The 3216-nt window shown below is 29.5% G+C and carries 3 protein-coding genes; 2 read left to right on the top strand and 1 reads right to left on the bottom strand.

Translation table 11 applies throughout. The annotated features are described in order from the left end of the window. The coding region (locus tag C0982_RS10255; protein WP_180946941.1) for a cell wall-binding repeat-containing protein at window positions 1–560 on the top strand (560 nt) is incomplete at its 5' end. 212 nt (window positions 561–772) lie between these two features. Here C0982_RS10255 and C0982_RS10250 read toward each other — a convergent pair. Beyond that, window positions 773–2821 (bottom strand): cell wall-binding repeat-containing protein, encoded by a 2049-nt coding sequence (locus tag C0982_RS10250; protein WP_101774091.1) that lies wholly within the window; start codon window positions 2819–2821, stop codon window positions 773–775. A 259-nt stretch (window positions 2822–3080) separates the two neighbouring features. On the opposite strand from C0982_RS10250, the gene C0982_RS10245 reads away from it, so the two are divergent. Further along, the coding region (locus C0982_RS10245; protein ID WP_145994525.1) for a helix-turn-helix domain-containing protein at window positions 3081–3216 on the top strand (136 nt) is incomplete at its 3' end.

Below are 3216 nucleotides of genomic sequence, written 5' to 3'. Positions count from 1 at the left end.
CAACTCAAAAGAGAGTACCAATTTTAATTACAAATCCTAACAAGCTTACAACTACAACTGAAAATGTAATAAAGGACTGGAATCTAAATAATATAGTAATCGGTGGAAGTACAAATTCAGTTGCAAAAAGCATACAAGATAGATTAAACGCTGATTTAAAGATATCTTCAGTATCTAGAATAGGTGGAGCAGACAGATATGAAACAGCTTCGCTAATAGGTAAAGAAGTAAGAGCACTTACTGGAAATAAGACAGACATGATACTAGTGGATGGAACTGACTTCCCAGATGGAATCACAATCAACTCACTAGCAGCTAAATTTAAGGCTCCAATACACTTAACAAGACCAGATAAACTAACTGACATTACAGCAAAAGATATAGCTGATTGGAAGGTAGATAGCATACTTGTCGGTGGAGGAGAAAATTCAGTGTCTAAGTCAATCTATGACGGACTAAAAGTTACTAACAAAGAAAGAATATCAGGAGCTGATAGGTACTCTACAGCAGTAAAGATATCTCAAAGACTAGATAGGATATCTACACCTATAGGAAAGTAATATTAAAAAAATTGATATCAGACTTATGTAATAAGAAATTTTAAGAGATAACAATTTATTTAATGTTTATAAATCATATAAAAAGGCCAAAGATGAAATATTCTTTGGCCTTTTATTGTATTAAACAAATATATTATTTAATACAATATTATATTTAAAATTTGGTTTAACACATATTAATGAAACCTTAAAACAAATATTATGCTAGGAAACTATCTTATTGAAACCGCAAATCTTCTGTTATCGTAGTTGTAACATCTTTCAACTTCTGACTGAGCTTTCCAATAGTAAAATGATTTTTTTCTGTTTGCACCTGATTTTTCATGATTATAAGGGTCTGCTATATAAAACATTTTTTTAGCAGGATCATAACCAGTAAGTAGTAATGCGTGATTATTGAATATTCTTCTAGTAGGAACTCCATCTATAGGTAATACTTTGTACTTTGGTGTACCCCAATATAGAGTCAAGTAAACTACTACAGTATTACCATTTTGTATTTCTTTTATAATTTGATCAATAGGTTGACCTTGGATATTGGCAACATTACCATATTTTTGACCATATTTTGCTAGAGGTTCAGGATCTATTGTAAGGAAACGAGTATTTTCATTTCCGTAAGGACTTCCTACATAACCTTTTTGAGGATTACTACTAGTTTTTGGCATTGCATCAAGAAAAGCTCTCAACCCAATATTAGTATATCCCTTACCTTGCAATCCCATAAGCATTGCAGTTGGCTCACAACCATTAGGAGCGTATACTGGATAAAGCTGAGAAACATAAGGTACTTGATTAACTACTTTTCCAAATGAAACAGGATTGTATTTAGTAAGCTGTTCATTATTTACCCAACCTACAAGTTTATCATATTGAACTTTAGTAGATGTTTCTGTATATTCAAGTATATCTATAATTTTATTATTTTTTACAGTTCCAAGTACATTATTCATATCTTTATCTGTATATACATTTACATCAGATTTTGTAACTGCATTTTTATCGTTTTTATCAAATTCTACAGAAGGAATTATTGGAGTTTGTGGAACTATCATATCCTTACCTTGAATTAATCTTTCAACATTTGTTTCAGTTGTTTTTGAAATTGTACCTTCTCCACCAACAATAATAGCTTTTTTAATATTGTTATTTTTTATGTAGTTAGCAACAGATTCATCAATTTTATTTTTAGATACTAGTAAAACTGGAGCATCGATCATTTGAGCAAGAGTCGATGATGCTAATGCATCTGGGAAAGACTCTCCAGATGCTATTATTGCTGTATCAGATTGGAATTTTTCAGCAACTTTAACACTAGTGGTATAACGATCTATTCCTGATATTCTTTCTATGTTTTCAATTCCATATGTATTCGTAATCTGATTTTCAAAAGATTTAGATATACTTCCGATTCCACCTATAATTTGTACATTTTTATCAGTGATATTTTTTACAGTATCAGATAATTCAGGACTTAGTGAGTATTTATTTGTAAGTAAAAGGGCAGATTTTTTTAATAGTGGTGAAGCTGCTAGTGCATCTGGGAAATTGCGTCCATATGCAAATACCACACTATTTTTTCCGCTTTCCTCAAGAATTTTCTTACTAGTTTCGTATCTATTATATCCAGAGATTCTTTTAGTTTTGATTCCTTCTATAGAATTAAGTTTATTTTCAATAGCAGTAGAAATTGAATTATTACCACCTAATATAATGATTTCTTCTGCTTGTAGACGTTTAATTTCATTTATTAATTCTATTGTGATATCACTTCCAACTAATAAAACTGGATATTTACCATCAGTAAGCCCAGCAGCAGCAAGAGCATCAGGATAGTTTCTAGAATCTGCCAAAATAACTTTTTTTGCAGTTACATTTTGAAATTTACTTATTTCTATAGATGTTTTTACTCTTTCACTACTTGATATACGCTTTACAATAGAGTCACTATTTTTAAATGCATATAATTCAGATTCTAAATGAGGTAAAGTATTTTTATCCTTTTCAGGTTCAACTACATCTTCTTTTTTTTCTTCTTCCTTATTTACTGTTTCAGGTTCAGTTATATTACTTGGATTAACTTCATTATTTGGTTTATTTACGCTAGTTTCTTTTTCTTTTTCATCAACTACGTTACTATTTTCTATTATATCGCTGTCAGCGTTTGTAGGTGTATTATTGCTATCTAAAGCTGATGATATTATTACTGACTGAGATAACATAGAAAATGCCAGTAGTATTGGTAAAATCTTTTTATTCAATTTTATTTCCCCCCTTAAATTTATTATATTGTACGCTTATATTTTAGCATAAAAAATAAGTAAAAGAGTTACAAAGTTATTAAAAATAATATATTATCTATAAAAAAATAATAAAATTATATATATTTTTTAGAGTTTTCTATATACTAAATATTTATGGCTAATTGTAAAATGAAATTGAACAACTAAATAAAAAAAGATTCACCATGAATCCTGTGCTAGAATATAAGTGCCTAAACAAATAATCTAAAGGAGGCCCATGATGAACCAACTTAATTCTAACACAAAAAGCAGAACTTTTAAACACTTATCCGCTAGTGAAAGAGGAGCTATTGCAGCTCTATTAAACTCAGGAAAAAGTATTACATATATTTCAAAAATGCTGCATCGATCTC

The organism is Peptostreptococcus faecalis, assembly GCF_900240845.1.
GTDB lineage: Bacteria > Bacillota > Clostridia > Peptostreptococcales > Peptostreptococcaceae > Peptostreptococcus > Peptostreptococcus faecalis.
This window is presented reverse-complemented; position numbering and strand designations above follow the sequence as displayed.